The organism is Acetobacter sp. DmW_125128, from assembly GCF_008704325.1.
Lineage (GTDB): Bacteria > Pseudomonadota > Alphaproteobacteria > Acetobacterales > Acetobacteraceae > Acetobacter > Acetobacter oryzifermentans.
The window spans coordinates 53,701-76,479 of sequence record NZ_VHOP01000008.1 but is presented as its reverse complement, the minus strand read 5'-3'; the positions used below and the strand labels follow the sequence as shown (position 1 = coordinate 76,479).

Below are 22,779 nucleotides of genomic sequence, written 5' to 3'. Positions count from 1 at the left end.
GTTGGGATGGCGGATTATCCCATACCGCTCAAGAGGTGCCCGCGCGGGAGATGTTATGCTAACTATGTGCATCATTAAGGAAAATGGCTGGCCGCCTGTATGCAAGTGTCAGCCAAAATCATGATTCCGCATATGGAACGGGCAGCCGGGGTAAGCTGAGGCATGTTTTCTTTTATATCATTTCACGGGCACATTCTGGCACATCGTGATTTTTATCTTATGGGTATTCCGGTTGCACAGGCCGTTTCTCCGCAGTGGAACGTGGTTCAGTTATCGGCTGATGGAAACAGCCTGCTTGGGTTTGCAGATATCCGGCCTCAGGTTGAACAAAGTGGCGAAGCAAAAGGTCTGGTAAGTTTAAAAAATGGTACGCAGTTTATGTGGAACCAACCAGATGGCCTGTTGGGTTGGGTGCCCCACAACCAGAATTGGGAGCGTTTTGCACCAGTGCTCAGCCAGCATGTGCCATTGCTGGCCCGTTTGGCGCAGGGGAAATGGCTTATTGCGGGCAAGCAGACCGCCGAGCGGGTTTCGTTTTCTTATTTCAAGCTGTGCCTTGGCGAGCATAATTGGGATTTGCGTACGCTTTTCCTGCGTGAAAAAGGTGATGCCATTATTATTTCCGATGGGCGGGAACCGGAAAGTGTTCTGCAACCAAGCCCATTGCCTGTGCAAAAAACCTTTATGGTGGCGTTGGCGGCGCAGATAAAGGCAATGGGTGAAAGCCCATTTGTGCAAGCCGCACAGGCCGCCCGCCAACGTTTGCTTGTAGCCCCAGAAGATGCAGGCTGTTTGTTGGATCTGGCAAAAAATTGCGCCAAAATTGGGCAATTCGGTTTGGCGCGCACGGCGGTATTGTGTGCCGCGTTGCAGGATTTCCGGCCAGATTTATATCTCTTTTCCGCTATTCTGGCATTGCGGGAAGGTGAGACCCAGCAGGCCGCAGATTTAGCCAATCTGGCGCTGAAAGGCCGGTTTGGTGATGCCCCCATACCCGAACAGCTCACACATCTGGTACAGCGGACAGCACAGGGAGAGGCTGCGTTGCTTTTGCTGCCTTCTGCCTTGAAGGAACTGCCGGATACAGAAGAGTTTGACCCCGCCTTTAACTTTTTAATGGTGCCTTTGCCTGCTTCTATGCTGCGGGCAGAAGATGTGCGGCAGGCGTATTCATATCAGTTTGAGCAAGTGGCTTCTGCCAGCACGCAGGAAGAGCGGCTGCAACTGGTACAGGCCGATCAGGCCCAGAACAGGGCGCAATACTGGAACCAAGTTGTGGCAGGCCATTACGCATGGCTCAATCAGGATCGGGCCAGCGCAGACCCACATTACGTTACGGCCCGCAAGCTTTCCAAAGATTCCGGTATCAAGGCTGTTGATTACAATTGCGGTGTTTACACATGGCTGCCGGAAGCCGCCGCATATAACCTGCATGAACAACAGGTAACAGACCAGTTGGGCATTGCGGGCTGGAGCTGGCATTCCAGTGTGGCGCCCGGTCGGGCAGAGGCAGATGCCCCAGATGCCTGTTTGGTTTTTGGGTGCGATAGTGCGTATTTCCGCTTTGTGCCCAAGCTTGTCATGTCTTTAATGCGGGTGTGTCAGGCTCATCCAGAACAGGGGCGCTTCCGCCTTTGTTTAGGGGTGGATCGGGCAACGGATGAGCAGTTGACCTTGATACGGGATCTGGTGGCCTTTTTCTCGGAAAAAGACAGAGGGATGGATGTCTCCTTCACGCATGGGCAGCTTAACCATGCGAACAAGGCCGCCTATACGTGCATCCGTTACCTTATGCTGCCGCATATTGTGGGCCAGTGGCATTGCCCAGTGCTGACAGCGGATTGTGATGGCTACTTCCCGCACGATTTCCCTGCTTTGTGGCAGGAACTCAAATCCGGTTCGGATTACGGGTTCCGGCTGTATGCGTATAATCATGAAGGCAAACAGATAGCCGGAGAACCGTGGGGTTTTGGGGCGGGCCTGTCCTATTTTGGGGAAACGGAACTTCTGCCCCAGATCGGGCGGTATCTGCACAATTATGTTCAGCGGACATATAGCCCGGAAAATCCAAGCAACTGGTGTATTGACCAGTGCGCGCTGGCACAGGCTTATTCTCGCTTTGTTGCACCACGTTGGAATGACTTGCGGATACGCTTCATGGATGAGGGCACGCCCCTAATGGTGATGCCACACCATGTAGGCGGCAAGGATGCACTGTTAGAACACGATGGCGCGGTTTCGGAGCAAGACCTGCGCCAGTTTATGCAGGACAACGCTTAATTAGGGTGTTTTGGCAAAAGCCGGTCAGCTTGGTCTGATCGGCTTTTTTGTTCGGGGTTTAATTGCAAGGAAATATCTGCGGCAGAACCTTCAGCCGGTTGTAGCAGGTGCAAGCCAGCAGGGTAGTTGCGCAGATGCAAGCATAAGGCGGAAGCGTGCACGCAGTATGCGGGGCTGTGCGTAAGGTATTTTAAGTTTCAAGGGAAAAATGCTGGGGCGAACGACGGGGCTTGAACCCGCGACCACCGGTACCACAAACCGGCGCTCTACCAGCTGAGCTACGTCCGCCGCACAGCAAGCGGACGTTTAGAGAAAACTGCGTCGTTCGTCAATCACTTCTGGCGTTTTTATATAGAAAAATCAGCTCTGGCGGCTTTTCCATTGTTCCAGACGGGCCACAGCCTCAATCAGCACCTCCTCACGCTTGCAAAAGGCAAAGCGAATCAGGTTGCGCGGGGGCGTGCCACTTTGCGCATCATAAAAAGCAGAGGCGGGAATGGTGGTGACACCGGCCTGTTCTGTGAGCAGGCGGCTGAAGGCCATGTCATCCAACCCGTTTGCCAGCGGGGTAATATCCGCCATCACAAAGTAGCTGCCTTGGCAGGGCAGCACGCCAAAGCCCACCCGCGCCAGCCCGGCAGAAAGGATCTGGCGTTTTGTATCCATCTCCTGCGCCAGTTGGGTAAAGTAGGCGGTATCCTTGTTCAGCCCAAAGGCCACGGCACGTTGCAGGTTGGGGGCTGTGGCAAACACAAGGTTCTGGTGCGCTTTGGCCACCACCGCAGCCAGCGGGGCAGGGGCGGTAACGTAACCCACCTTCCACCCGGTAAAGGAAAAGCTTTTGCCTGCGCTGCCAATACGAATGCACCGCTCGCGCATGCCCGGTAGGGCCATGAGCGAGAGATGCGGCACATCAAACACAAGGTGCTCATACACCTCATCGCAAATGGCGTAGGTATCGTGCTGGCGCATAAGGTCGGCAATAAAGGCCAGCTCCTCAGCGTTAAACACCTTGCCGGTGGGGTTCATGGGGGTGTTTAGCACAATGGCTTTGGTGCGGGGGCTAAAGGCGTTTTTTAAGGCCTCTTGCGGGAGCGCCCAATCTGGCGCTTCCAGCCGTACAAGGCGCGGAATGCCGCCAAGCTGGCGCACAACAGGCAGGTAGGTATCGTAAAGTGGTTCTATCAGCACCACTTCATCGCCCGGTTCTATCAGCGCCATAAAGGATGCCGCCAGGGCCTCGGTAGCGCCAGATGTCACCACCACTTCCGATTCGGCATTTACAGAAATGTTCTGGAATCGGGCGGAGGCATCCGCAACGGCGGCGCGCAGTTCTGGCAGGCCTGTAAGGGGCGCATACTGGTTGCGCCCATCCAGTAAGGCATTTGCGGCCAGTTGCACCATGTCTTGCGGGCCTTCCGTATCAGGAAAACCCTGCCCAAGATTGATGGCGTTATGCTTGCGCGCCAGCTCGGACATAAGCGTAAAAATAGTGACAGGCTGGTTTGCAATCTGCCTGTTAAGCAATTTTGTCATTACAAAGTTCCTTGCCCCGCTGGCGGAAAGAGGCGAATAAGACGCGATACCGAAACATTTGGCGTAAACAGTTGATTTGGTGCTTTATCGATACAAATTTGCATCTGCCTGATTGCCCGCACGGGCAAGCCGTGCAAGTGTAACGGTATGGGGTGCCTTCTGCCTATAGGGGCAGGGTGGCATCATGAACGGACAGGCCCAAAATACGGGCACAACAATGGTGTGTTGACGACGCGCGATGAAGAAGATCGAGGCCATAATCAAGCCCTTCAAGCTGGATGAGGTGAAAGAAGCCCTTCATGAGCTTGGATTGCAGGGTATTACCGTAATCGAAGCCAAGGGTTTCGGTCGGCAAAAGGGGCATACGGAGCTTTATCGCGGCGCGGAATACATTGTTGATTTCCTGCCCAAGATGAAGATTGAAGTTGTCTGCCCTGCTTCCATGGTGGAGCGGGCGGTAGAAGCCATTTCCGCAGCGGCCCGCACAGGCCGCATTGGCGATGGCAAGATTTTCGTGAGTCCGGTGGATGACGTGGTGCGAATCCGTACCGGAGAACGAGGGGAAGACGCAATCTAACACGCTCCATGCGTAGGTATGGGGCGCTAAGATGCGCGTACATTATTCCCGCAGACCGCGTGCCCGCAAAGTGCGGCATGCTGACAAAGCTTAGGTGAAGAGAGCATGGTAAAGAAAACAGCTCCGGCGGGTGACAGCAAGGCTGCTGCAATTGCCAAGGTTTTTGATCTGATTCAGGAACACTCTGTGGAACTGGTGGATCTGCGTTTTACGGACCCAAAGGGCAAGTGGCATCATACATGCCAGTATGTCAGCACCATCGAGGAAGATAGCTTTACCGATGGCTTCATGTTTGATGGATCTTCCATCGGCGGGTGGAAAGCCATTAACGAAAGCGACATGGTTCTGCTGCCGGATCCGACATCCGCAGTGATGGACCCGTTCTCTGCTCGTCCGCAGCTGATCCTGTTCTGCGATATTATTGAACCTTCCACCGGGCAGCCTTACAACCGCGATCCGCGCTCCACCGCCAAGCTGGCTGAGCAGTACCTCAAGTCCTCCGGTTTGGGTGATACGGCATTTTTTGGTCCGGAAGCTGAATTCTTCATTTTCGATAACGTGCTGTTTGGCACCGGCCCGAACTATGGCAAATACCAGCTCGACAGCATTGAAGGCCCCGATGCATCCCTGAAGGAATATCCTGAAGGCAACATGGGCCACCGTCCGGGTGTGAAGGGTGGTTACTTCCCCGTGCCGCCAGTGGATAGCGAAAGCGATCTGCGCGCAGAAATGCTGGCAGCCATGGGCGAAATGGGTCTGGCGATTGAAAAGCACCACCATGAAGTGGCGCAGTCTCAGCACGAACTTGGCACCAAGTTTGAAACGCTGGTGCGCGCAGCAGACTTCATGCAGATCTACAAATACTGTGTGCACAATGTTGCCAATTCCTACGGCAAGACAGCAACATTCATGCCCAAGCCTATCTATGGTGATAACGGCTCTGGCATGCACGTTCACCAGTCCATCTGGAAAGACGGCAAGCCCACATTTGCTGGCAATGGTTATGCAGATCTGTCCGATACAGCCCTGTATTACATTGGCGGCATTATCAAGCACGCCAAGGCGCTGAACGCCTTCACCAACCCATCCACCAACTCCTACAAGCGCCTGATTCCGGGCTTTGAAGCACCTGTGCTGCTGGCATATTCCGCCCGCAACCGTTCTGCTTCGTGCCGTATTCCGTACGCAACAAGCCCCAAAGCCAAGCGCGTTGAAGTGCGCTTTCCAGACCCCACAGCCAACCCGTATCTGGCATTCGCTGCCATGCTGATGGCTGGTATGGACGGCATTAAAAACAAGATCCATCCGGGCGATGCCATGGACAAGGATCTGTATGACCTGCCGCCGGAAGAACTGAAGCAGATTCCGACAGTTGCAGGCTCCCTGCGTGAAGCTCTGGAAGCTCTGGCTGCGGATCATGAGTTCCTGCTGGCTGGTGGCGTGTTCACCAAAGATCAGATCGAAAGCTACATCACCCTGAAATGGGATGATGTGTACCGTTTCGAACACACACCGCATCCGGTTGAATTTGAAATGTATTACTCCGTCTGATTTTCTTTCCTTTAGGGAAGATATCGGAAATAAAAGGCGCGGCTCCTTAGGGGCCGCGCTTTTTTGTATTGGATTGCTGAATGGTATTGAAAACACGCATTTTTTCTGCGCTCGGGCTTTTGTGTCTGGCGGGGTGTGCAACTTCTGGTTCTGTGCCCGGTGGGCATGTTGCTACTGCGCCGCAAGCCATTGCGCCGGTGCAGCCCCCGGCATCTGCAACAGCTTCTGGTGCAGGTAATCCTGCGCTTTCGGCAGATAAGCCTTCCTTGCTCAATGTTACTTCGCTGTCTCCCTCATGGGGCGAGGTTTACTGTGCGCAGGATATTCGCAAGCTGGCTGTGCAACTGCCGCTTCAGCAGGATGATAAGGATTATATTGCCAAAAGCCTGAAAAACGCCAAGACGCTACAGGCGTGCTTTATTTACTCGCGCCCTGCACCCGCACCTACGCAACCGCTGTTGACGGCAAATGGGCAAAGTAATGGCCTGGTGGTAATGAGCATGTATGTGCTTACAGGGGCGGATCTGGCAGATACTGCGGCGCTTTCCTTCAATTCCCAAACATATAGCCGGTTCCTGCTTGGCTTGCAGTGGCCCAAAAACCAGCCAACAGCGGGTGTTTCTGTGCAGTTACAGGCAGATACGCCAAACAAGCAGCACTATAATTTTCCCTTGGTGTTTGCGAATGACACGCCGCAAAAAGTGTTCGGTATCTTTCTGCCAATTGCCACGGCACAGGAGATTGCCAAGGCACCTCGGTTGAGCGTGAAAGTTAAGGTGCCGGGCCAAGCAGCTTATACACTCAATTATGGCACAGAAGGTTTATCCAGAAGTTTGGAAACCTTGTACAACTGGCGTCATACCACGGAAGATAAGGACGAATACGCCGTTATCAACGCCATGTCTGCCGTAGATAAAACTGTGCGGCTTAACCGTATCAACACGGCAGCCCCCGTTTACCCGGCAGCGGAAGAAAACAAAAATCTGGAAGGCCGCGTGATGGCGCGGTGCGATATTACGGCGGCAGGTGCTCCCACCAACTGCGTGGTGCTTAAAACCATGGGCGGCGCAAATTTTACAAAAAGTGCGCTAACATATTTGCAGCAGGTGCGTTTTGCTCTTTCGGGTAACAATGTTGCAGATGGTGTTAAAGGCCATGTGTTTACTGTGCGCTTTAAGCTGGACTGATACGTCCAAGTATCAAGCCCAAAAGTATTGAAGTGGAAACTTCTGTAACCGCCTGTGTTTTATAAAAATGCAGGCGGTTTTTTGTGTGTTTTACAGTATTTTCTTGGGATGCAATGCCGCGCTGTTGTATTGATTATTCTGAAACGGTTTTTCTTGTGCAGAAAAATTTGGATGTGAACGTGTGCAGGGCAGAAAATAGGCAACATGATACAAACAAATAGTCACCGGCCCGATATTGTATTGCGGATTACCGCAGCAGTTTTTGCAATATTAGGCGTTTTTCTTGCAGGTGGGGGCATCTGGCTGGCCCTGCTGGGCGGCTCCTGTTTTTACGTGGTGTGCGGCGTTGTGCTGCTGGCTACGGCGGTGCTGCTATGGCGGCGGCGGCGCGAGGCTCTGTGGCTTTACGCGGTGCTGGTTGCGGCCACCCTTGTATGGTCTGTTGGGGAAGCCGGGTTTGATTTCTGGGCCTTGGCCCCGCGTGGTGATGTGCTGTTGCCACTGGGGTTGTGGCTTGTGTTGCCTTTTGTTTCTTCTCGATTGTTGCCGTCTTCTGGCTGGAACAGCGCGCCCTTGCTGGCCGGTGTTGTGGCCGGGGCCGGTGTGTATGGCTATGCCCTTACGCAAGACCCGCAGGATGTTGCGGGTGTTTTGCCTCGGGCTGGTGTGCAGGCCTCATCCTCTCCATTGCCGGGGGATAATACGGTTGTGCCCGCAGCAGATTGGCCCGCTTATGGCCGCACGCAGGCGGGGGACAGATACTCCCCACTTTCTCAGATTACAGCCAGCAATGTGCGGGATCTGAAAGTGGCATGGGTGTTCCGCACGCATGATCTGAAGCGCCCGGATGATCCGGGAGAAATTACAGATGAAGCCACGCCCATAAAGGTGCGCGATACGCTGTATCTGTGCTCACCACACCAGATCCTGTTTGCTGTAGATGCCGCCACCGGGCATGAGCGCTGGCATTTTGACCCCAAAATTACCTACAACGCCTCTTATCAGCACATGACATGCCGTGGCGTGTCTTACGCAGAAACGCCGGTGGCGGAAGAACAGGCCCACGATGTTGCCGTGGCGGATGATTGCGCACACCGTATTTTCCTGCCCACCAATGATGGTCGCCTGTTTGCCCTAAATGCCGATACCGGCGCCCTGTGCCGTGGTTTTGGGCGTGATGGCGCGCTGGATCTTACAGATGGCATGCCCATGCGCACGCCGGGGTTTTACGAGCCCACATCCCCGCCGGTTATTACCTCCAAGGTAGCTATTATTTCTGGCGCAGTTACAGATAACTACTCCACGCACGAACCTTCAGGCGTTACGCGTGGGTATGATCTGTATAGCGGCAAGCTGATATGGGCGTTTGATCCGGGCAACCCGAACCCCAATGAACTGCCCTCCGCCACCCATCATTATGTGGCCAATTCTCCCAATTCATGGATTACGTCGGCCTATGATGCGTGGCTGAACCAGATTTACATTCCCACGGGTGTTGCCACGCCGGATATCTGGGGTGGCCACCGCACGCCAGATCAGGAACGTTATGCCTCTGGCATTCTGGCGTTGGATGCAGATACCGGGCGCAAAATATGGTTTTACCAGACAGTGCATCATGATCTGTGGGACATGGATGTGCCATCTCAACCCAGCCTTGTAGACATAAAACAGGCCGATGGCGCCGTTGTGCCCGCATTGTATGCACCCGCCAAAACAGGCAATATTTTTGTGCTGGATCGGCGCAATGGCCATTTGCTGGTGCCCGCGCCAGAAATGCCTGTGCCGCAGGGGGCTGCTCCGGGGGATCACCTTTCTCCTACCCAGCCGTTCTCCGCACTTACATTCCGCCCCAAAAACAACCTCACGGATGCGGATATGTGGGGCGCAACCATGTTTGATCAACTGGCTTGCCGTATCATGTTCAAACGCCTGCGGTATGAGGGGCCATTCACGCCGCCTTCCACGCAGGGTACGCTGGTGTTCCCCGGTAATCTGGGCATGTTTGAATGGGGCGGCTTGGCGGTAGATCCGGTACGGGAGGTAGCGTTTACCAACCCCATTGCCGTGCCGTTTGTTTCTAGGCTTGTGCCGCGTGGGCCAAATAACCCGGCAGAGCCGCCGCAGAATGCAGGCCCTTCTGGTGGAGAGGCTGGTTTGCAGCCACAATATGGCACACCATTTGGGGTGGATTTGCACCCATTCCTGTCCCCCATTGGTATTCCGTGCAAACAGCCGGGTTGGGGCTATGTGGCAGGGTTGGATTTGCGCACCAACACGGTGTTGTGGAAGCACCGCAATGGCACCACGCGTGATAGCTCCCCCGTGCCACTGGCCTTTCGTGTTGGGGTGCCCTCATTGGGTGGGCCAATCATTACCGCAGGTGGTGTAGCGTTTCTGACATCCACGCTGGATATGTATATCCGCGCCTATGATGTGACGACAGGCCAGCAGCTCTGGCAGGATCGTTTGCCAGCAGGGGGGCAATCCACCCCCATGACGTATGAAGAAAACGGCCATCAATATGTGCTCTCGGTAGATGGCGGCCACGGTTCCTTTGGCACCAAGCTGGGGGATTACGTGGTGGCCTATGCGCTGCCAGATGCGCAGGTAAAACACTAACTCTGCTTTGTTTGGGCAGGCTTTGGCGGGTACACGTATCATGCGTGTGCCCGCTTTGTGTTTGGGGGGGCGGCTTTGCATGAAAACATCCTCTTGCCGCCGCGTGCGGGATGCGTGATCCTGCATTCATGTGGAACGAACCCTACCTTGAAACATGTTGCCGCGCTGCACTGCACAGGCTTTGCCTTGCGGGGGAAGCAGGCCGCCCAACTGGCATGAAGGATGATCCCTGCCTGACACGTCTGGCTGGTAAGGGCCTTGCGCAGCAGAATGCACAGGGGCGTTTTTTTATTACCGATGAAGGCACAGCCCGCCACGCCAGCGATGTGCTGAAGCAGGAAAGGCTCCACACCAAAAAACCATGATACCGGCAGAGCGCATATGGCACGCACTGGATACGCTGGCGCAGGAGCGAGGGCTTACGCCCTCTGGCTTGGCGCGGGCGGCGGGGCTGGATGCCACGACCTTTAACCCCTCGCGCCGCCATACGGGGCATGGCGTGTGGCGCTGGCCTGCGCTGCCAAGCCTGCTGCGTGCGCTGGATGTATTGCGTGTTTCCCTCGCTCAGTTTGAGGCCCATCTCTGGGGGTATGAACAACCAGATGGGGCAAAAACTCCGGCACCATGCTTTATGCGCAGCTTGCCACTTTCATGGTTGGATCAGGGCGGCGTGCTGGACCGTGCAGGCCTGCCCGCCGGAGGGTTGTGGGAGCAGGAGGAAACATTTTTCAGCCTGCCGTCATCTTCGGCCTATATGTTGCGGGTAGATACGGAAGGCATGGAACCCATATTGCGGCTGGGTTGTTCCTTGGTGGTGCAACCTGCCTTGCACCCGCGTGGGGCAGACCGCGTGGTGCTGATACGCGCAGGGCAAGCCCCGGTGGTGGGCATTTTGCAAGAAAAACCTGTGCGGGCCATTCAGCCCTTTGGGCGCAGCGCCTTGCAACCTGTGCCCGCGGCCGCTGCTGGCGTATGGCTGCACCGTATTGTGCTGATATCTGGCTAAAAAACAGGCTGCGGGCTGGTGCCAAATGCGGCAGTGTGCGCAATAGGGAAAAAATTTATCTGATAATGGCCCAAGCCCGTGCGGAAGCGGCTGACTTTTCTTTCCGTTTCGCTTAAAGGAGCAGCATGACCGATACACCCCTTTCGCTCATCCGCAATTTTTCCATCATCGCACATATCGATCATGGGAAATCCACTCTGGCTGACCGCCTGATTCAGGCGTGCGGTGCCCTAACCGCGCGTGAAATGACCAATCAGGTTCTGGACAACATGGATCTGGAGCGTGAGCGTGGCATTACCATTAAGGCGCAAACCGTCCGGCTGACCTATCCGGCCAAGGATGGCAACACCTATGTGCTGAACCTGATGGATACCCCCGGACACGTGGACTTTGCTTACGAAGTCAGCCGGTCTTTGGCGGCGTGCGAAGGTTCTTTGCTGGTGGTGGATGCCTCTCAGGGGGTGGAAGCGCAAACACTGGCCAACGTGTATCAGGCCATTGATGCCAACCACGAAATTGTGCCCGTGCTCAACAAGGTGGATCTGCCCGCAGCAGAGCCTGAGCGCGTAAAGGCCCAGATTGAAGAAGTTATTGGTATTCCGGCTGATGATGCGGTGGAAATTTCTGCCAAAACCGGCCTGAATATTGAAGGCGTGCTGGAAGCCGTTGTAACCCGCCTGCCACCTCCAACAGGTGATGCGGAAAAGCCCTTGCAGGCCATGCTGATTGATAGCTGGTACGACCCGTATCTGGGTGTGATCGTGCTGGTGCGTATTAAGGAAGGGCGGCTCAAGCGCGGTATGAAAGTGCGCATGATGTCCTCCGGCGCTGTGCATCAGGTGGATCAGGTGGGCGTGTTTGCCCCGCGCATGACCAGTGTTGAAAGCCTTGGTCCGGGTGAAATGGGCTTTATCAACGCGGCTATTAAAACCGTGGCAGACTGTAATGTGGGTGATACCATTACAGATGATCGCCGCCCGGCAGAAAAGCCCTTGCCGGGGTTCAAACCCTCCATTCCCGTGGTGTGGTGTGGCCTCTACCCCGTTGTGGCCGATGACTTTGAAAAACTGCGCGATAGCCTTGCCAAGCTGCGCCTGAACGATGCCTCCTTCCACTATGAGGCCGAAACATCCGCAGCCCTTGGTTTTGGGTTCCGTTGTGGCTTCCTTGGCCTGTTGCATCTGGAAATCATTCAGGAACGTCTGTCGCGCGAATTCGATCTGGATCTCATCGCAACAGCGCCTTCCGTGGTATACAAAATCACCCGCACCAATGGTGAGCGGGAAGAACTGCACAACCCGGCGGATATGCCCGATTCCTCTCTGATTGAAACCATTGAGGAACCGTGGATTAAAGCCACCATCATGGTGCCGGATGAATATCTGGGCGCGGTGCTCACGCTGTGCACAGAACGGCGCGGCGTGCAGGTAGATCTGACCTATGTGGGCAGCCGTGCGATGGCGGTGTATCGCCTGCCACTGAACGAAGTGGTGTTTGATTTCTATGACCGCCTGAAATCTCTTACCCGTGGCTACGCCAGCTTTGATTACCAGATGGATGGGTATGAGGAGAGTGACCTCGTGCGTATTTCCATTCTGGTTAATCAGGAGCCAGTGGATGCACTGTCCTTTATTGCGCACCGCACGGCGGCGGAATCTCGCGGGCGTTCGATTTGCGCACGCTTGAAGGATCTTATCCCCCGCCAGTTGTTTAAAATCGCCATTCAGGCCGCTATTGGCAGTAAGGTGATTGCGCGTGAAACCATTGGCGCACTTTCCAAGGATGTAACGGCCAAGTGTTATGGTGGTGATATCTCCCGTAAGCGCAAACTTCTGGAAAAGCAGAAGGAAGGTAAAAAGCGCATGCGGCAGTTTGGTAAGGTGGAAATTCCGCAAAGCGCCTTCTTGGCTGCGCTTAAAATGGAACACTGAAACAGAACCGGGCGGAACTTTCCAGCACATCGGGCGTAACAGGGCAGGGCCGTTGGAAACCGGACTTGCCTTGTCCTGTAAACGTCCGTATGCCGGAGGGGATTGTTTGGAGCATTCGGCGTTTTTATGAACAGCACAACACCCTTGGCCATTGGTGAACAGCAGCATGTCCGGTTTGCCGAAGGGCTGGGGCTGGATTGCGGCGTTACCCTTGCCCCTGTTGATATTGCCTACCGCACCTATGGCACGCTTTCAGAAAAGCGGGATAACGCCATCCTGATCTGCCATGCCTTTACGGGGGATCAGTACGTAGCGGAAGAACACCCGCTTACGGGCAAACCCGGTTGGTGGAGCCGGATGGTTGGGCCGGGAAAGCCTATTGATACCAACAGGTTTTTTGTTATCTGCTCCAACGTGCTGGGGGGCTGCATGGGCAGCACCGGCCCGCGCTCTACCCGCACAGATGCCCAAGGCAATGGCACGGAGCTTTGGGGTACGGCGTTTCCGCCCATTACCATCCGCGATATGGTGCGCGCGCAGCACAAACTTGTGCGGGCTTTGGGCATAGAAAAACTGTTTGCCGTTATTGGCGGTTCCATGGGTGGCATGCAGGTGCTGGAATGGACAGTGACCTACCCACAGATGATGCTGGCAGCCATGCCCATTGCTACAGCACCCTTCCATTCCGCCCAGAACATTGCGTTTAACGAGGTGGGGCGGCAGGCTATTATAGCAGACCCAGACTGGCGCGGTGGCCGCTATTGGGCGGATGATGTTGTGCCTGCCCGTGGTTTGGCTGTGGCCCGCATGATGGGCCATATCACCTATCTTTCGGAAGAAGCCTTAACGCGCAAATTTGGCCGCCGTATGCGGCGCGGGCCTGTTGGTGGGCAGGGGCCAGAAGGCCCTGTTTCCATGTTCAGCGATATTTTTGAGGTGGAATCCTACCTGCGTTATCAGGGTTCTACCTTTGTGCGGCGGTTTGATGCCAACTCCTACCTCAGCATTACCCGTGCGATGGATTGGTTTGATATTGCCGCAGACCATGATGGCGAACTTACACACGCTTTTGCGGGTACGCCGGTGCGGTTTTGTGTGGTGTCGTTCTCGTCCGATTGGTTGTTTCCCACATCGGCTGCCCGTACGCTGGTGCGTGCGCTCAACCGGGCGGCGGCCAATGTCTCGTTTGTAGAAATAGAAACAGACAAAGGGCACGATGCCTTTTTGCTGGAAGAACCGGATTTTGACCGCACGGTACGTGGTTTTCTGTGTGGTGTGGCCGAACATGCGGGGCTTGCCTGATGCGCCTTGACCAGCGGCTTATTGCCGAAATGATAGCCCCCGGCACCCGTGTGCTGGATATTGGCAGCGGAGATGGTACGCTTATTGACCATCTGTTCCGCTACCGTGGGTGTGATGCGCGCGGTATTGAGCTGAACATGGAGCTTGTTACCAAGTCTGTCGCACATGGGCTGCCCGTGGTGCATGGGGATGCCGACCACGATCTGGCGCATTATCCGCACCACGCGTTTGATTATGTGGTGCTGCAACGCACCTTGCAGGCTGTTGCGCGCCCGCGGGAAGTGCTGCGGCAAATGTTGCGTATTGGGCGGCACGCTATTGTCTCATTTCCCAATTTTGGGCATTGGCAGTTGCGGCTTAAACTGCTGCTGAGCGGCCGCATGCCCATGACATCTGTGTGGCACACACCGTGGTATGAAACCCCAAACATCCACCCCTGTACCATCCGGGATTTTCTAGAACTGTGTAAGCAGGATGGCTACATTGTAGAGCAATGGATGGCTGTGGATGAGGAAGGGGAGCGTGCCCCGTGGCGGCGCTCTATCCGAATGGCAAACCTGTTTGGCGAGCAAGCTCTTTTCCTGCTCCGGCGCCGAAATGACTAAGGTTTGAAGGCTTGCTGCCAATAAGTTGCCTAAAAATAATGTTAGATTTATGCCTTTTTTGTGAAGATCTTCCGGAATTTCCTAAATAGGAATATTTCAAAAATACCTTTAAGATATCTGCAATAAACTTTCAAATGCCGCAATGTTATAACGATTTTTCACCCGATTTCTAAAAATTCCTCAACATTACACGAACATCATTTTAGGACTAATATGGTACGGAAGCCTTGCGAGGTTTGGGAAGTCCCCTTATATACAGCTTTACAAGGTTTATAAGGAACGAACGCAGTTCAAAAATTTCCTTTATGGATCTTGATGTGTTCAAAATTTTGTGGGCGCTCAGCTACAAGCCGGTGCAAAAATGTTCCGTGTGCGCCACAAAACATACAGTGCATAACTGAAAAGGGTGCGGTCTCTCGATCTCGTTTTCAGGCTGCACAAATAAGGTTGGCCCTGATGACTAAATTTTCCGATCTTGCTCTTGCTCCACCACTGCTGAAGGCATTGGCAGAGCAGGGTTATGATACACCCACTCCTATTCAGGAACGTTCCATCCCCTATCTGTTGCAGGGGCGTGATCTGCTGGGCCTGGCCCAGACAGGCACAGGCAAAACTGCATCTTTTGCGCTGCCTATTTTGGAACATCTGATTAAAAACCCACGTGCAAACACGCCCAAACAGCCGCGCGTTTTGGTGCTGGCGCCTACGCGTGAGCTTGTGGCCCAGATTAGCGATAGCTTTAAAGCTTACGCACGCCATATGAAGTTTACGCAGGCCGTGGTGTTTGGTGGCGTGGGGCAGGGCCGACAGGTTGAAGCCATGCGCCGTGGCGTAGATGTGCTGGTGGCAGCGCCGGGCCGTCTGCTTGATCTGATGGGCCAAGGCTTTATTGATCTGTCTGGTCTGGAAATTCTGGTGCTGGATGAAGCAGACCGCATGCTGGATATGGGGTTTGTGCGCGATATCCGCCGTATCATGACCTTTGTGCCAGAACAGCGCCAGACGCTTCTGTTCTCCGCCACCATGCCGCGCAGCATTGAAGATCTGGCAGCATCTTTGCTGAATGATCCGGCCCGCGTTGAAGTGGCGCCGCCTTCCAGCACGGTGGATCGTATTCAGCAGGCCGTCATGTTTGTAAATGGCGCGGGTGATAAGCGCGATGCGCTGCTGAACATGGTGGAATCACCCAAGGTTTCTCGCGCTGTGGTGTTCACGCTCATGAAGCATGAAGCCAACAAGGTTGCAGAATTTTTGAACAAGAACAACGTGGTGGCAGAAGCCATTCACGGCAACAAGTCTCAGGGTGCGCGTGAGCGGGCCATGAAGGGCTTCCGTTCTGGTTCTGTTAAAGTGCTGGTGGCAACGGATATTGCCGCCCGCGGTATTGATGTGGACGATGTCAGCCACGTGTTTAATTACGATCTGCCAAACGTGCCGGAAAGCTACGTGCACCGCATTGGTCGTACAGCACGTGCCGGGCGTGATGGCTGGGCTGTTTCCTTCTGTGATGCAGAACAGCGGGCTTGGCTGCGCGATATTGAACGCACCATTGGCAAAACCGTGCCGGTGGTTCGGGATCATCCTTGGCACTCTGATGAAGCAGAAGCTTCCACCATGCGTCCGCCTGTTCTGGGTGGCGGTGGCCGAGGCCGTGGCGGCCCGCGCGGTGGCGGTGCGCCTCGTGGGGGGGCTCCGGGTGGTGGCCGTGGTGGCCCGCGTCGTTCCGGTGGTGGTGCTCGTAATGGTGGCCGTTCCGGTGCGCCTGCTGGCCGCATGTAATATTTCAGGCTGATAGCTTGTAAAATAAGGCTGCCGCATCTTTGGGTGCGGCAGCTTTTTTTGTTTCCGGGCGCTATGGCTGCGGCTGCCCTTTGGCGGACGGCAATTGCAGCGTGATGGAAACGGGGCAGTGGTCAGAGAGTGTTTGACCGGCTTCTTCTGCCAAAGGAGTTACACGTAGGGAGTTTGGTATTTTCCATGCCCGTGCGGCTCCGCCCAGAATAATATGATCTATAAAGTAGCTGCCGTTTTGGCAGGGGCTTGCTGTGCCTGCCGTTACCAAATCTAGCGGTGCAATGCGTAAAAGCGTGAGAAATAGTGGGTCATGCACCGTAAGGTGGCGGTTGAAATCTCCCATAATGGCAAAGGCTTCATGATGTTGGGTGCGTGTGGCTACCCAATCATCCAGCACGGCAAATTGCTGCCAAAGGGTTGCGCAGGTGGGGCGTGTAGCATGGGGCAGATTATCCGGGCATCCGGCTTTAAGATGCACAACCAGAATACGCAGGGTTTGCCCGTTCTGGTGCAGCGTAATATCTAGCCCACTGCGTAAATGATGGTGGGTGGCCGGGGCTGTTGCATAGGTATCCAGCGCTGTAACATCCGGGTTTTGCTCAAACGGAATATCCGCACGCACAGCCAGCGCCGTGTGTTGCAATACATGGTCTTGACTGATGGAGAGATGATAACGCGCCAATGGAAAAAGCTGCCCGGCACTGGCGGGGCTTTCTATTTCCTGCAAGGCCACAACATCGGCATGCAAATGGGTGGCATAGCTGGCAAGGCTGGAAATATCAGCAGGGGTGCGGTGGGGGATATCTGGCGGGGCCTGTGCATAGCCGGGGTGAGCCGGATCAAGCAGCCAGTCCAGATTCCATGTGCTGAGTTTAAGTGTATCTGCTGCGGTTGCCGAAGTAAAACACAGGCAACACGCAGCAATTACAAAACCACAAAAGAAAAGAGCAGGGCTTTTAGGCGGCTTTTTCTTCCATCTGTGTAATAACGGCTTTAATCGGCAGGCTTTTGCGTGTTTGTTCATCCAGCACCGTAATTTCACCGGAGCCGATATCATAAAACCACCCTTGCAGGAACAGTGTGCCCTTTGCCAGCCCAGCAGCTACCGCAGGGTGCGTGCGCAAATGGGCCAACTGCAACAGCACGTTTTGTTCTGCAACAGAACGCACGGTGGCGGGGCCAACATCTTCGCCCGTAAAGGTGTGCAGGGTGGCCGCACGGGCGGCTTCTGCATTGCGCAGCCATTTGCGCACGGTGGGCATTTTATCCAGCCCGTTTTTTTCTGGTTCCAGCAGGGCCTTCATGGCGCCGCAATCAGAATGGCCGCACACAATAATGGTAGAAACCCCAAGGCCCAGAACAGCGTATTCCACTGCGGAGGACACACCACCCAGCATTTCACCATATGCAGGTACAAGGTTGCCAATATTGCGCAAAATAAACAGATCACCCGGCCCTGTCTGGGTGATAAGGTTGGGGTTAATGCGGCTATCTGCGCATGCAATAAACAAAGCTTCCGGGGCTTGCCCTTTTGCCAGATTGGTAAACAGTTCTTTTTTGGCAGGAAAAATTTCGGTGTTGAAGTGCTCAACCCCACGCAGCAGGGAAAGAAGGCTGCTTCTGGCTTCAGAACATGAGGGCATATAAAAACTCCGGCAAATTATTATGTCGGTTCACCCTTGAAACAAAGGGCTTCAACAATGGTGACGGTTAAATAACGGCAAGACAACCTTAAGAGTTTTGCACGCAGATGAAAAAAAATGCCACCCTCTGTTGGAAGGTGGCATTTTGCGTGTTGCGCGCTTAGCTTAGCGGATCATCTTCATCCGGTTCGCTCATTTGGTCTGCCGGGTGGCGCACGGGCGGGGCATTGGTGCGCACGGGGCGGGGGTTTTCTGTCTGCCTACGGGTAAAGTTGCCTGCCAGAGCGGAAAGCTCCAGAAACTGGTCTGCCTGCCGGCGCAAATCATCCCCAATCAACGGTGGGGTGGAGCGCATGGAGGATACAACAGAAACCCGCGTGCCCTGCCGCTGCACGGCTTCCACCACACGGCGGAAATCGGAATCACCGCTAAACAGAATGGCGTGGTCGATATGTGGGGCCATTTCCAGCATATCCACGGCAATTTCTATGTCCATATTGCCTTTTACGCGGCGCTTGCCGGTAGAATCGGTAAATTCCCGCGCAGGCTTGGTAACAAGAAAATACCCGTTATAGGAGAGCCAGTCTGTAAGTGGCTTAAGGGGGGAGTAATCTTCTGTGTCCAAAATGGCGGCATAATAATAAGCGCGGATAATATGCGTTTTGGCGGCAAAGAAATCCAACAGCTTTTTATAGTCCACATCAAAACCAAGACTACGGGATGTAGAATACAGGCTGGAGCCATCAATGAAAAGGCAGGTCTTTTCGGTTTTCTGAAGGTTCATAGTTGGTTTCCTCTAAATACTTTGGTGTGCTGTTTTGGGCGTTACTATTAAATGGTCTGGGGTCTTTTCGGTTTTGATAGAAAGAATGGTAAGATCATTTGGTAACTATATCCATAAAATGTGGCAGAATTAGCCGCTGCGGAACGGGTTTATAACGATGCCGGAAATGAATACCAGATCAGTGCTGATAGCGATAGGTGCGAATCTTCCGCATTTGCGCTTAAGCGCCCGCCAGACGTGTGAGCAAGCCGTGCAGGCCTTGAAAAATCTGCCCCAACTAGAAGTTGAAGCTGTTTCCCGCTGGTATGAAAGTGCGCCTGTGCCTCCATCTGGGCAACCTCCTTACGTTAATGGGGTTGTGCGTTGCCGCACCACGCTGGAGCCTCTGGCTCTGCTTGATGCGCTTCAGGGGGTGGAAACGCGGTTGGGGCGCGTACGTTCCGTGCCAAATGCTGCGCGCACGCTTGATCTGGATATTATTTCCATAGACACTCTGCAAATTAACACACCGCGCCTTATGTTGCCCCACCCCCGAGCTACCCAGCGCGCTTTTGTGCTGTACCCCTTGCATGATGTGGCGCCAGAGTGGAAAGACCCCGTAACCGGCAAGGGGCTGGATGCCCTGCTGCAAGGCGTTGCGGGGCAGGAAATACAGCCCGTAAAAGAATAAACTCTTCCGTAGGCGGGGCGGATGCGGTAATATACTCTTTCTGTTCCTGTAAGCATCTATAAGCTGAAACTTGTCTGGAGGCTCTCCGCAATGGCCCGCGTCACCGTTGAAGACTGTGTGGAAAAGGTCCCGAACCGTTTTGAACTGGTGGTCTATGCCGCACAGCGCGCCCGCAATATTTCTCGCGGGGAAGAGCTGACAGTTGATCGGGATAACGATAAAAACCCCGTTGTCGCTCTGCGTGAAATTGCAGACGAAACCGTCTCTCTGCCCGCTCTGCGCAATGATCTGATCCGTTCTCAGGCCCGTGAACCCGAGCCCGAACCCGTGGAAGAAGAAGTGCAGGATCTGGTTCCGACCGAGCAGAACATCTTTGGCTTGCAGGAAGTTTCTGCAGAAGAAGAAGCCGCTGATGATGTGCGGGCTATTGAGGCTGCACTTACCGGTCGCGCACGTCGGTAATTCGGGTGGCGCATACGGGCGGCGATCATTCTCCTCCGGTTCCGGTTTCCGTTAAGGACTCGGGGGAGGGCGTGTTGCAGCCTGTTAAAACAGACGCTTCTGCAGAAAAAACTGCCGCACCGGCTTCCGCGCCAGAAAATGGCGGGCGGGGTGAGCTGAACTGCGAGCGTCTGGTTAACCGGGTGCTGACTTACGCACCCAAGGCGGATGTAGAAAGTATCCGCCGTGCTTTTGCAGTAGCCAGCAAAGCGCACGAAAACCAGAAGCGCGATAATGGTGACCCGTACATAATTCACCCGCTTGCCGTGGCCATGATTCTGGCCCGCTTTCGGCTGGATGTGCAGTCTATCTGCACCGCTCTGCTGCATGATACCATAGAAGATACCGGCGTTACCTACGATACGCTTAAGGCGCAGTTCGGCCCCACAGTGGCGGATCTGGTAGATGGCGTAACCAAGCTGACACGGCTGGAACTGCAATCAGACCGCACCAAGCAGGCAGAAAATTTCCGCAAGCTTGTGCTGGCTATGTCCAAGGATATCCGTGTTCTGCTGGTCAAGCTGGCAGACCGGCTGCACAACATGCGCACCCTGCATTTTGTGGAGCGGCAGGATAGGCGGCAGCGTATTGCGCGTGAAACGCTGGATATCTATGCGCCGCTGGCCGAGCGCATTGGTATGGACCGCGTTAAGACAGAGTTGCAAAACCTGTCCTTTGCGCAGCTTGAACCAGAAGCTGATGCCACCATCCGTACGCGCCTGAACTACCTGCGCGGGCAGGGTGCGGATGTTATTGAAGAAGTGCGGCGCGAACTGCTGCGCCTGTGCCATGAAGCCGGGCTGAAGAACGTTCAGGTTTCGGGGCGCGAGAAATCTCCGTATTCCATTTGGGAAAAGATGCAGCGCCGCAATGTGGCGTTTGAGCAGCTTTCAGACATCATGGCTTTCCGTGTGATCGTAGACACGCGGGAGGATTGCTACATGGCGCTGGGTGCCGTGCATGCGGCCTACCCCATGATAGCCGGGCGGTTTAAGGATTATATCTCTACCCCCAAGGCCAACGGATACCAAAGCCTGCATACGGGGGTAACGCTCCGTTCCCCCCGCAACCAGAAAATTGAAGTGCAGATCCGCACGCAGGATATGCACGATGTGGCAGAAAACGGTGTGGCCGCGCACTGGGCCTATAAGGAAGGCACAGGCACGGAGGAAGGCGGCTATGGCGGCTTGCGTCGCCCGCGCTGGGTGCAAGATCTGCTGGAAATTCTGGAAGCTTCATCCGCCCCGGATGAGTTTTTGGAAAACACCAAGCTGGAGCTGTATCAGGATCAGGTTTTCTGCTTCACACCCAAAGGCCAGCTTATTTCTCTGCCACGTGGGGCCACTCCGGTAGATTTTGCCTATGCCGTGCACAGCCATGTGGGTGATACCTGCGTGGGCGCCAAGATCAACGGCCGCCTGATGCCCCTGCGGCATGAGCTGGAAAACGGTGATCAGGTCGAAATCATGACGGCCCGTGGCGGCGCGCCTTCTCCTTCGTGGGAAAGGTTTGTTGTTACCGGCAAGGCGCGTGCGCGCATCCGCCGTTATGTGGCGCAGCAGCAGCGTCAGGTCTCGCTGGATGGCGGGCGTGCCGCGCTGGCTAAAGCCTTCCGTCAGGAAGGTGTGGATGGGTCTGAAAAGATTCTGGAAACCACGCTCAAGCCGCTCAAACAAAGCTCGCTTACAGATCTGTATGTGGCTGTGGGCGCAGGTAATCTGCCCGCGCGGGATGTGGTGCATACAGCGTACCCCGAACTCAAGCGCGTGCAGCGTGTGCCGCGTATGCTTTCTGGCCTGCCCGGTGTGTTGGGTACGGCTGGGCCACGGGCGCGCGGGGCAGGTGGTTCTGGCCGCCGCTCCTCCAACGCTGCGGTGCCACTGGTGGGGCTGGGTGCTGGTGTGGCTGTGCATTACGCCGCCTGCTGCCACCCTTTGCCGGGGGATAGAATTGTGGGCGTGGTGGCCACGGGCCGCGGTGTGACCATTCACACCCGCACCTGCCAGACGCTGGAAAGTTTTTCTGCAACCCCAGAACGCTTTTTGGATGTGGATTGGGATTACGATGCCATGGCCCGTTCTGGCGGGGCGGGGCAGATGCGGGTTGGCCGTATCAGCATTGTGGCGGAAAACGAGGCCGCTGTGCTGGCCAATATCACCAACTCCATTTCCAAATCCGATGCCGCGATGGTGAACCTTAAAATTGTGCATCGTCAGCTTGATTTCACGGAAATTCTTGTGGACGTGGAAGTGCGGGATCTGCGCCATCTCTCCTCGGTTATTGCCAGCCTGCGTGCTGCCCCGGGCATTACGCAGGCAGATAGGGTAAAATCATGACACTGATTTCCGCCGGGGTGGATCTGTGCGATATGCGCCGGATTGCTCAGGCTCTAGAACGGTTTGGAGATCGGTTTGCGCAGCGTGTGTTCACGCAGCAGGAGCGCGCAAAGGCGGAAAGCATATCCGGCCAGGCCCGTATAGGGTCTTATGCCAAACGCTGGGCCGCGAAAGAGGCCTGCGCAAAGGCATTGGGCACCGGCTTTGCGCAAGGGGTGGCGCATAGCCAGATAGGCGTGCAAAACCTGCCATCTGGCCAGCCAACATTGGTGCTCACCGGGGTAGCTGCGCAAAAACTGGCGCAGCTTATGCCCCCCGGCACAGTGCCCCATATTGTGCTGAGCATGACGGATGAGCCCCCATACGCGTTGGCGCAGGTGCTGATATCAGCCCGCAAGGCATGAACGCCTGCTTGACATCCAGCGCCCTGCGCGGCTTGATTCGCCGGATTTTTCTT

Annotated in this window: 19 protein-coding genes and 1 tRNA gene; 15 read left to right on the top strand and 5 right to left on the bottom strand. The window is 55.1% G+C overall.

Annotation, left to right across the window (positions count from 1 at the left end; all coding sequences use genetic code 11):
- Positions 1 to 162 precede the first annotated feature (162 nt).
- Complete coding sequence (locus FKW19_RS03310) at positions 163 to 2,280, top strand: hypothetical protein (RefSeq protein ID WP_089178691.1); 2,118 nt, start codon at positions 163 to 165, stop codon at positions 2,278 to 2,280.
- A 212-nt stretch (positions 2,281 to 2,492) separates the two neighbouring features.
- On the opposite strand, the gene FKW19_RS03305 is transcribed toward FKW19_RS03310, so the two are convergent.
- Positions 2,493 to 2,568: transfer RNA gene (locus FKW19_RS03305), tRNA-His, on the bottom strand.
- A gap of 72 nt (positions 2,569 to 2,640) precedes the next feature.
- Positions 2,641 to 3,816, bottom strand: a complete 1,176-nt coding sequence (locus FKW19_RS03300) for an aminotransferase (RefSeq protein ID WP_089178692.1) — start codon at positions 3,814 to 3,816, stop codon at positions 2,641 to 2,643.
- A 238-nt stretch (positions 3,817 to 4,054) separates the two neighbouring features.
- On the opposite strand from FKW19_RS03300, the gene FKW19_RS03295 reads away from it, so the two are divergent.
- The 10 genes from FKW19_RS03295 (at position 4,055) to FKW19_RS03250 (ending at position 16,373) form a co-directional block, all read left to right on the top strand.
- Entirely contained in the window at positions 4,055 to 4,393 is a 339-nt protein-coding gene (locus FKW19_RS03295) for a P-II family nitrogen regulator (RefSeq protein WP_003622497.1), read from the top strand.
- A gap of 105 nt (positions 4,394 to 4,498) precedes the next feature.
- Positions 4,499 to 5,944, top strand: coding sequence for a type I glutamate--ammonia ligase (gene glnA / locus FKW19_RS03290; protein WP_003622499.1), 1,446 nt, complete (start codon positions 4,499 to 4,501; stop codon positions 5,942 to 5,944).
- An 80-nt stretch (positions 5,945 to 6,024) separates the two neighbouring features.
- Positions 6,025 to 7,131, top strand: coding sequence for an energy transducer TonB (locus FKW19_RS03285; protein WP_089178693.1), 1,107 nt, complete (start codon positions 6,025 to 6,027; stop codon positions 7,129 to 7,131).
- A 204-nt stretch (positions 7,132 to 7,335) separates the two neighbouring features.
- Positions 7,336 to 9,750 carry a membrane-bound PQQ-dependent dehydrogenase, glucose/quinate/shikimate family gene (locus FKW19_RS03280; RefSeq protein WP_089178694.1) on the top strand — a complete coding sequence of 805 codons (2,415 nt, stop codon included), beginning with the start codon at positions 7,336 to 7,338 and terminating at the stop codon, positions 9,748 to 9,750.
- A 110-nt stretch (positions 9,751 to 9,860) separates the two neighbouring features.
- Positions 9,861 to 10,115 (top strand): hypothetical protein, encoded by a 255-nt coding sequence (locus FKW19_RS03275; RefSeq protein WP_089178695.1) that lies wholly within the window; start codon positions 9,861 to 9,863, stop codon positions 10,113 to 10,115.
- Complete coding sequence (locus tag FKW19_RS03270) at positions 10,112 to 10,756, top strand: helix-turn-helix transcriptional regulator (RefSeq protein ID WP_006117151.1); 645 nt, start codon at positions 10,112 to 10,114, stop codon at positions 10,754 to 10,756. The genes FKW19_RS03275 and FKW19_RS03270 overlap by 4 nt, the downstream gene beginning before the upstream one ends.
- Before the next feature lie 125 nt (positions 10,757 to 10,881).
- Entirely contained in the window at positions 10,882 to 12,687 is a 1,806-nt protein-coding gene (gene lepA, locus FKW19_RS03265) for a translation elongation factor 4 (protein ID WP_012812615.1), read from the top strand.
- A gap of 126 nt (positions 12,688 to 12,813) precedes the next feature.
- Positions 12,814 to 13,989, top strand: a complete 1,176-nt coding sequence (locus FKW19_RS03260; protein WP_035354139.1) for a homoserine O-acetyltransferase — start codon at positions 12,814 to 12,816, stop codon at positions 13,987 to 13,989.
- Entirely contained in the window at positions 13,989 to 14,594 is a 606-nt protein-coding gene (gene metW, locus FKW19_RS03255) for a methionine biosynthesis protein MetW (protein WP_035354136.1), read from the top strand. Before FKW19_RS03260 ends, metW begins: the two co-directional genes overlap by 1 nt.
- Positions 14,595 to 15,050: 456 nt before the next feature.
- Complete coding sequence (locus tag FKW19_RS03250) at positions 15,051 to 16,373, top strand: DEAD/DEAH box helicase (protein WP_035354133.1); 1,323 nt, start codon at positions 15,051 to 15,053, stop codon at positions 16,371 to 16,373.
- Positions 16,374 to 16,446: 73 nt separating this feature from the next.
- Here FKW19_RS03250 and FKW19_RS03245 read toward each other — a convergent pair whose 3' ends face one another.
- The 3 genes from FKW19_RS03245 to FKW19_RS03235 all read right to left on the bottom strand — a co-directional run bounded on the left by FKW19_RS03245 (position 16,447) and on the right by FKW19_RS03235 (position 18,815).
- A complete protein-coding gene (locus FKW19_RS03245; protein ID WP_089178696.1) occupies positions 16,447 to 17,412 on the bottom strand; it encodes an endonuclease/exonuclease/phosphatase family protein in 966 nt (321 codons plus the stop codon).
- The gene (locus FKW19_RS03240) at positions 17,345 to 18,031 is read right to left on the bottom strand and encodes a carbonic anhydrase (RefSeq protein ID WP_006116364.1); all 687 of its coding nucleotides are present in this window, start codon (positions 18,029 to 18,031) and stop codon (positions 17,345 to 17,347) included. Before FKW19_RS03240 ends, FKW19_RS03245 begins: the two co-directional genes overlap by 68 nt.
- Positions 18,032 to 18,191: 160 nt before the next feature.
- Complete coding sequence (locus FKW19_RS03235) at positions 18,192 to 18,815, bottom strand: NYN domain-containing protein (protein ID WP_006116363.1); 624 nt, start codon at positions 18,813 to 18,815, stop codon at positions 18,192 to 18,194.
- Between the two features lie 157 nt (positions 18,816 to 18,972).
- On the opposite strand from FKW19_RS03235, the gene folK reads away from it, so the two are divergent.
- From folK to acpS, 4 genes are all read left to right on the top strand, one after another.
- A complete protein-coding gene (folK, locus tag FKW19_RS03230; RefSeq protein ID WP_089178697.1) occupies positions 18,973 to 19,485 on the top strand; it encodes a 2-amino-4-hydroxy-6-hydroxymethyldihydropteridine diphosphokinase in 513 nt (170 codons plus the stop codon).
- 90 nt (positions 19,486 to 19,575) lie between these two features.
- A complete protein-coding gene (gene rpoZ / locus FKW19_RS03225; RefSeq protein ID WP_003622533.1) occupies positions 19,576 to 19,947 on the top strand; it encodes a DNA-directed RNA polymerase subunit omega in 372 nt (123 codons plus the stop codon).
- Between the two features lie 5 nt (positions 19,948 to 19,952).
- Complete coding sequence (locus FKW19_RS03220; RefSeq protein WP_089178698.1) at positions 19,953 to 22,322, top strand: bifunctional (p)ppGpp synthetase/guanosine-3',5'-bis(diphosphate) 3'-pyrophosphohydrolase; 2,370 nt, start codon at positions 19,953 to 19,955, stop codon at positions 22,320 to 22,322.
- Positions 22,319 to 22,726: a holo-ACP synthase gene (gene acpS, locus FKW19_RS03215; protein ID WP_006116360.1), complete on the top strand. Its 408-nt coding sequence runs from the start codon at positions 22,319 to 22,321 to the stop codon at positions 22,724 to 22,726. Before FKW19_RS03220 ends, acpS begins: the two co-directional genes overlap by 4 nt.
- Positions 22,727 to 22,779 lie beyond the last annotated feature (53 nt).